This window comes from Parendozoicomonas sp. Alg238-R29 (assembly GCF_947331445.1).
In the GTDB taxonomy this organism is placed as follows: Bacteria; Pseudomonadota; Gammaproteobacteria; order Pseudomonadales; family Endozoicomonadaceae; genus Sansalvadorimonas.
This window is the reverse complement of the sequence record NZ_CAMZOG010000129.1, coordinates 1-7,808: the sequence shown is the minus strand read 5'-3', so window position 1 is coordinate 7,808 and position 7,808 is coordinate 1. Positions and strand designations below refer to the sequence as shown.

General features: G+C 48.1%; 6 protein-coding genes. 4 read left to right on the top strand and 2 right to left on the bottom strand.

What is annotated here, in order from left to right:
• The first annotated feature begins 179 nt into the window (after nucleotides 1-179).
• Together QMA35_RS20275 and QMA35_RS20270 are read left to right on the top strand one after the other, a co-directional pair.
• A complete protein-coding gene (locus QMA35_RS20275) occupies nucleotides 180-914 on the top strand; it encodes a hypothetical protein (protein ID WP_281648964.1) in 735 nt (244 codons plus the stop codon).
• 40 nt (nucleotides 915-954) lie between these two features.
• Entirely contained in the window at nucleotides 955-2,136 is a 1,182-nt protein-coding gene (locus QMA35_RS20270) for a PQQ-binding-like beta-propeller repeat protein (protein ID WP_281648963.1), read from the top strand.
• Nucleotides 2,137-2,336: 200 nt separating this feature from the next.
• Here QMA35_RS20270 and QMA35_RS20265 read toward each other — a convergent pair whose 3' ends face one another.
• Nucleotides 2,337-2,681 (bottom strand): EamA family transporter, encoded by a 345-nt coding sequence (locus QMA35_RS20265; protein WP_281648965.1) that lies wholly within the window; start codon nucleotides 2,679-2,681, stop codon nucleotides 2,337-2,339.
• A gap of 168 nt (nucleotides 2,682-2,849) precedes the next feature.
• Between QMA35_RS20265 and QMA35_RS20260 the strand changes: the two genes are divergently transcribed.
• Entirely contained in the window at nucleotides 2,850-4,316 is a 1,467-nt protein-coding gene (locus tag QMA35_RS20260; RefSeq protein ID WP_281648962.1) for a hypothetical protein, read from the top strand.
• Between the two features lie 12 nt (nucleotides 4,317-4,328).
• Nucleotides 4,329-5,930 carry a hypothetical protein gene (locus tag QMA35_RS20255; RefSeq protein WP_281648961.1) on the top strand — a complete coding sequence of 534 codons (1,602 nt, stop codon included), beginning with the start codon at nucleotides 4,329-4,331 and terminating at the stop codon, nucleotides 5,928-5,930.
• Nucleotides 5,931-6,313: 383 nt separating this feature from the next.
• On the opposite strand, the gene QMA35_RS20250 is transcribed toward QMA35_RS20255, so the two are convergent.
• Nucleotides 6,314-7,808 (bottom strand): YDG domain-containing protein (locus QMA35_RS20250; RefSeq protein WP_281648960.1); only part of this gene is annotated, 1,495 nt, incomplete at its 5' end.

The window sequence follows — 7,808 nt, the reverse complement described above, 5'->3', positions numbered from 1 at the left end:
GCTCAGGAAAAGAGAGGAACTGCGGGCAGACATCCGGAAGAATGGTCACCCGAAAAAGCTTAAGTAAGTGCCATTCGGGTCGGAGTCATTTTCTGAGTTGCATTCCGATCCTTAGTTTTCCCTGCGAATAACCGGCCTGCCCGGTTATTCCAGCCAAAAATAACAAGAGATAATAATAAGTGGTTAAATTTTCAACGTTTTTATGCGGTGTACTGGGAGCTGCAGCCCTGTTGAGCGGTGTTGTGCAGGCCAGCGAACGCTTTGAAATCACCCCACCCCCCGGCTGGCAGCTGGAAGATACCCGGTTGCACGACGGTGTGCGTACGGATCTTTACCAGCCGGGTGATCTGGAACTCTGGACAGTGTTTGACCGGGCCATTAAAGAAGACGTTCCCCCAAAGCGTGTGAAAAGTTTGAGCGAGCAGGCGGCGTTGGTCGTGCAAATTTGCGAGGAACCAGCTGTTGAAACCTTGAATGCCAAAGGCTTTAAAGGCGATGAAGCCCTGGTGGTTTATCGCTGCCAGCCCAAAGACACAAAACAGTCGGCTTTTGTGGCTTTCTCCAAGCTGGTGAAAGGGGAAGAGGGCTGGTACCGGTTTAGTTTGGAGAAAGAGCTTGCGAATCCTGCCACATTGACGACACAGGAGAGAACAAATCTGCAGCGTAACTTCCTGCAATTGGCTGATATGGCTTTTCTTTGTGAGGAAAGTGAGTGTGAGATACAGCAGCAAGCTGCCATGGGCAATATGATGCAGGGAATCAAGGCTGAAGCGGTTTTGGGGTCGGTTCAGGTTTCTGGTCACATTCAGGGCGGTGCACAGATTCGCCAAGGTACTCTTGAGTTGAAAATGCCCCAGCTTGGAAGTGGTGTGGAAGTGCCACCACTGCTACAGACCATTGTTTATCCAGAATAATTTTCAATAAGAACATCCATAAAGGAACAAGGATTGTACTATGCCCACCCCATTTCGATTAAAAGCTGGCAGGTTGCTCAAGGTCAGCACTGTACTGGCTTCGTTCCTGGCTGTTGATCTGGTTTCAGCAGCTGCTGGCGATACTCTCTGGTCGGAATATCTGGGAGGTAACCTCGGCTCTACCGTGGCTGTGGCTCCGGGTGGCCAGCTGTATGTGGGAGCGGGAGACTACCGGCTCTATGCTCTTGATCCGGCCAATAATGACAAAGTGGCCTGGCGTTTTCTGTCGGAAGATTTTATTGGCTCCAGCCCGGCGATTGGGGCGGATGGCACTGTGTATGTGGGTTCCAATGACGGCAATGTCTATGCCCTGAATCCGTCGGCCAGCAGTGCCGAAAACCGGGTGAAGTGGCGTTACGATGTGGGCGAGAGCATTTATTCCTCACCGGCGATTGGCACCAATGGAACGGTGTATATTGGTGCTGACAATGGCAAGGTCTATGCCCTGAATGGCCAGACGGGAGCCTGGCAGTGGGAGTTTTCTACAGCCGGTAAAGTCGGTGCCTCTCCTTCTATTGCTGCCGATGGTTCCCTCTATATTGGCTCAGCAGATGGTTACCTCTACGCACTGGATACCACCGCTGGCGGTACAGAGACATGGCGCTTTCAAACCACAACCGGTGAAGGTGTGGGTTCTGTGGCTGTCGATGCTAACGGTATGGTGTTTGCCCCTTCACAGGATGGCAATGTGTACGCCATTACGCCTAACGGTTTTCAGGCCTGGTCATACAATGTTGGCAGCAAGATCGCCTCGACACCTGTGATTCTGGCGAACGGTTATGTTGCAGTGGTGTCGTATGAGAGTGGTCGTGTGGTCATTCTGAACCCTGCTGCCCAGGATGACACGGCGCGACTGGTGCTGAGCCACACCCTCAATGAAAAAGTCTTTTCCACCCCCACTGTCGGCACCGATGGCAGTTTGCTTGTGGCCACCATGGACGGAAAGATTGTGGCGCTGGACCCGAGTAACAGCCAGAACCCGGTCAAATGGGAATGGCAGGGTGACAGTGGTTTTGTCGCATCGCCCAAGCTCACCGCCGAAGGCACGCTGCATATCACTTCTATAGACGGCACATACTACGCACTGGACAGCCAGACAGGCGGCATGGCCAACACACCCTGGCCGGTGTTTGGTAAAAACCTAGTGAGTACCCGGCGTTAAGACTTACACCGAACTGGCTTGCCCGTGGCCCTTGCACTTGGTACGAGGGCAAGCCAGCTTTGTGCTGTTCCAGTCAAACCTGTCATCAGCGTTTCGCCCTCAGTCGTGCTCCATGATTCAGAAATTACAGCACCCGATGAATAAGTTTCGCCAAAACCTGACCTTCTAAACAGCAGAAGGAGCCAGTTTGAGCAGCGTAGCTAAATCCAATTATGACCAGCCCAAGCCATGCTTGTATCGGTACTGGACAGTGTGCGTGTACCCAGCATGGATAGCGACAAGGTAATACCAGACATCAGCCCGACAATATGCCAGATACTGGTGTAGTCTCCGGCAGGCTGGAGAATAAAAATTACACCAATAAAACCAGCAATCATGGGAATCCAGCGATTTCTGGGAATAATCATTCGGAACCACATCCACGCCATTAACGGGACGAATAAAGGCGCGGTATTTCTCAGAAGAGAGGCATCAACAAGCGGAATGTGTTTCAAGGCAATAAAGTCAGTGACAAAGCAAAGCCAACCGCTGAATCCTCGAACCAAGTGTGTGGTGAAGCATGTAGTACCAAAAATGTACTTTTTCAAATCGTTTTTAATTCATTTATGTAAATAAAATCATTGGGTTATATCGATTTTGTTTGTATGGAATTGTTTGGGAACTATTTAGAAAACCTCCAGTCTCACAGCCTGACATTCAACAGAGCCTTAACTATGAAATCCTCTCTTACGACACTGGTTGCAGCTTTTATTACAGCCAGCTCTTTTACACTCTTCGGCTTTGCTAACACTGAGACGTTGAATGCTGTAGATGCTCAGGAAAAGTCTGGCCTATCGAGTCACGCCCATGATCTGGAAAACCTGAATATTCATTTGTATGACGAGTCCCGCCTTGAGGCTGAATCTCTGAATTTGCTCAAGGAACGTGACAAGCGTTCCCATGAATATCTGTTTTCTGCGATGGAAACTCTTCATAGCGGTTTTGAAGAACTTCGTGCTTCTCTGAAGAAACTTCAACAAATATCTGATACCTCTCTTATTGGAGTGATCCCGGTTCAAGAGTTTTTTGCGGCGATACGGGCCCATAACGAAATGGTGGACTTTCTGGAGGATCGCATTGCCGGGTTAGCTTTACTGCCTGCTCTTCAGCAGGAAGCAAAGGCCGATCTATCAAACAAAGTTGATTTTTCACCACTGAAAGAACATTACCTGCAACAGTTGAAAGTGGTTCAGGGAAAAGTTGAGCATTTACATTTCCGCCTTACCCTGCCTGGCGACATTCTTCATGAACAGGATGGTATCGGAACAGATCAACTGCGTGGCGTTCAGCTATTGAGTGCCGAAACCCTCAGTCAGATGAAAAGGCAGGTTCTGCAAAAAAGGGCAATGTCTACCAGAGAGCGCAATACCATTGATCAGAGTATTAACAGGTTTACCCGCAAAGCACTGGAAGGTTTTATCGATGTGTTTGGTAAATCTGAGCGTTATAGAACCAGTTCCGATCAGAAAGGTATGCGAGATGCTTATATTGATTTGAAAGAGGCATTCTGGGCTCGCTTTTACATTCGTGCCAACTACGGAATAAAGATTGGCAGTATTCCTGTTAACTATCAAAAACGCATATTCAATGCGGATTATCTACTGAGCAGCGTGTCGATTGGAGTGATGACAGCCTGGGATGAAAACCATCTTGTTCGAGCCCTTAATCAGGCAACGGAAGCAGAGGCAACCCTGCATGACAAAGGGGCATGGTGGTTAAGTGAGTCCATCAGGCATTTCGGTACCAAACTGTTGGGAAGCCAGCCTGAAGAAGCTGCGAAGCAACTCATAATTGGGTTGATTAAACAGGATCTTGAGCAGGAACTTGCACTGGGTAAAAGCGGAGGTTTGAGGAAGGTAAGAGCGTATTACAGGGATTACTTCTACACCAACGAAAAGCAAAAGGCGTTTTATAAGAAGAAAGAGAGCGTCGTATTTGGTGATGAAGATGACGATGATCCCGAAGCCGATGTGGCTGTTGTAGAAGCGGGCACCCTGAAAGGTGTTATCACTCAATGTATTAGTGTTCTGGAGCAGCTGGAGCTTCGCCTTGATGAAGCGAGAAAGCTGCAGGATTCTCTAGTGCTCCTCACCAAAGACAGCCATACCGTGACCAAACGGAAAAAAAGAACAGCTCTTTAACCGGTGTCTTCTATGAAAATTACAGCCTGCTTGAAAGCCTTGTGTTGGCTCGTTATTGGCTTAACTTTCAGGGCATACAGTTTTGAAAACTTCTGTATTGAAACGAGCTGGCCTGCCAGCCGACCTAGCCATTATTGTCAGGGGGTGGTGATTCCTTCCCATAAAACCCGCAACTTTCATACAGAACAGTTGCTCTGTGATAGTGGCCGTCATACCAAAAATAGAGGACCTGTTGATTTTGATGAAGAGGAATGGCGGGATCTGAAAAATGTAGATCCTGCTGCAGCCAAAGATATGTTGCGTGCACTGCCTGTCCCTAAATGGACAGGTTCCGTGCACTATAATTCCCATCTTCACTGGTCTTGGGAAGATTGTCAGTTGGTCACCAGTCATGGCTGTGGCTCCGATGAAGAGTGTACAACAACAAAAGACGCTGATGGCAAGGAAGCGGAAAGTTGCCACAGTGTTCCCAGAACCTGCTACATGGATGTTGTTGTTTCAGAATCTGAGCACTGCAGCAATGAAACTCTTACTTATGACGTTCAGTACGAACAGGCTGATCAAGACGACAGCGGATATTTGGATCGTCTGGCCAACGGATTTGATCTGCTGCCTGGAGAACAGGAGGAAGTTACGGTTGATAATGGAATTGGCTATTTCCATGGTGCAACCATGTCGCCACAGCTTTCCGTTAAGGAGCCACGTAACACTTATCTGATTTCGAGAATGTATGGCGGTTCTCACGAGGGTTCCAGCCTGATGTGCCGTCAGCACAGTAACTACCATGTTGGCTTTACTGTGTTACCTCAAGAACGTATTTGTTCCCGTTCAGGGAATGCGTTTTCATTGCCGAAGTCTTTTGATGGTGAAAAGATTGAACCTTTGGTTTGGCAGAGTGCAAAAGATATTGATGGGCAACGACAGGAAAAGGGATTTCCGGCAGCGCTCAGAGTACAGGATTATTCATCCACAACCATCAATGAGTTTGCCCGGGATATGGGAGATGTATTCAAGAATGTTGTGGTGCGTATTCAGTTGTTTGATAAATCAACATTCGGTTGGCCTTTAGCCCGTAACACCATATACGTTAATGAGAGAAAGGCGGTTGCCCAAACTCTTAATGCTTTATCTGATGACCAGAAGGTGCGGCGTTCCCAACTCTGGGAACTGATGCTGGCTACCGACAGCATTGATCCACAAAAAAACCTTTATCGTAATCACATACCCTGGCTGATTTATTATCCGGCGAGGCTTTTGTTTCCTGCTGAAGACTTAAGTTATGAAAACCAGCTGAAGCCGGGAGCGGATTATCAGGTGAAACTGACGGTTTATCAGAGAGGTTTGTCTATTTACCATCAGGCCTGTGAAGATGACCCTGAAGCCTGGGACTGCCGTTTTTATACCGGTGGTGGATGGTTAAGTCCGAAACGCTACGAGGACAGTTATTTCTCAGATAAGAGTCTCGATATTGACTTCACAGCGCCTGAGAACGTGAATCAGAGAAGTTACTGGCCTATGTTCTGGAATACCATGAGTGGTTTGAGCAACCTTGGAGTTGTTGGCGCAGCAGGAGTGATTGCTTATGGAGCGTTGCGTGTGGCAGGTGGGATGTAAAGGAATGGAAACCTGAGGATTCATTCCTGCTCTTTGGCTGCATAGCTGGTCATATCACCTGCAACAGGCTGAACTATACCTGTAATGAAACTGTCAGCTGTTAAACTCGGGAGAGTATGATTTCTGCAGATTCGCGGGCTTCTACTATGCGCTTAAGAGGCGCTGCACTAAAGGTTTTCAGGGTTGTGAATCAGAACTGTTGATAGTGCTCTCTTGCCCTGAATTCCTCGATGACCTGTACCAGCCCTACCATTTTTAACGACTCGGGAACTTTCACAGTGGGAACAGTTAACTTCTATTGTGGCCATAGGATCAAAATACACGAAGATCGCATTCTGCCTATGGATATCAATGCGTAGTCAGTGCATATGAGGCATTACCAACTATTTCTCAATATGCAGAGTAAACCCCGTCATCGCACGATTACCCTTGGCATCGACGGCCACCAGCTGGATGGTAAGAGTGCTCGGTTCCCCCTCTGGAGTTTGCCCGGAAAAACTCAGTGTCTGACTATCGAAGGATAACCAGTCAGGTATTGCTTCTCCATTCTCCAGCTGAGCCAGTACCTTAACTGACTGGCTGCCATCACTGTGTACAAACGTATCTCTGCCCACGACGATCAGGACGTTTTCACCTTGATGCACAACAGGGTCTCTAAACTCCAAAACCTGAACAAAGCCACTTCCTTCAATCTTGTTGTTGATTTCTGGTTTGACCGTGATGCTGTTCTGACCAAAACGAGAGAGAACAATAATATGATCAAGTTCTACAGCGTCATCAAATTGAGACGTCTGTTCACCAGGTTTTGAAGATTTCCTGCCCGTGAAGTCAACGAACCCTGTACCTTTTGTGCTCCTTCTGCCCTGCTCTCCACCAACTGTAGGTTCTCCCTTCACCTCTTGATCCCGCCCCTTTGAATCTCGCTTGGGAATGACGGGCTTTATGCTCAGCGGCGGCTGACGATTCCCCGACGACTTTCCAGGCATCGTGACCAGCGGCTCGTTTTTGGGTTGTACAGGTGGATTTTGTGGATTGGTTGGAGGAGAAGGTTGCGGCGTGATATTTGATACTATCCCCTGGTTACCGGATGAGCCGGGATTAAGATTACTTCCCGCACCACTCTCCGGGCGAACCATCAGAGAGTATTGTTGTATAACCGGATTGGAAGTGTTTGTACCACCCACAGCGACAGAGATAACCACTGACCCCGTGGCAATAATAGTGACTTCACCCGTTACTGGGTGAACAGTTGCTACATCAGGATCAGAGCTGGAATAACTCACATCTCCAAATCCACCGGCTACAGAGACAGTTACATTATTGGTAAAGGGGTTATCACCCAGCTCTTTATTGACCACTGAGCCAGAACCCAGACTAATAACAGGCGTTGCTTTATGAATCCTGGCTGTCCCTGAAGCAGAACTCGACGGGATTTGATAATTCAATGCATCATCACCCGCCAGAGTCACGCCCGTAATGGTGACCGGTTTATTATTACCGATCGAATCATTAGCGAACTCCGCATTCTCAGTAAGGAACACCTGATCACCGGTAACCGTTCCGCTCAGGGAACCATTTGCTGTAGCTGCCAGCGTAGCATCATAAGGTTTGTCGCTGACACTGTAGGTAAAGGAGATCGGTTTGGGGGTTATGCTGGCAGTCAGCACTTGATCAGACAAGGTATAGTTACTGGCCAGTCCTCCACCAGAACCATCCGAAAGACTATAACTGACACACTGCTGTCCGGTTAAAAAAATCGAGAAAGGCGTGAGATGCCTGTCTTTAGTGGTTTGCGGTAAAATAGCGGTTGTCGAGACAGCTATTTCACAAAACAAAAAAGACAGACATGAAGCATCATAACAGCGTTTTCCAACAGTT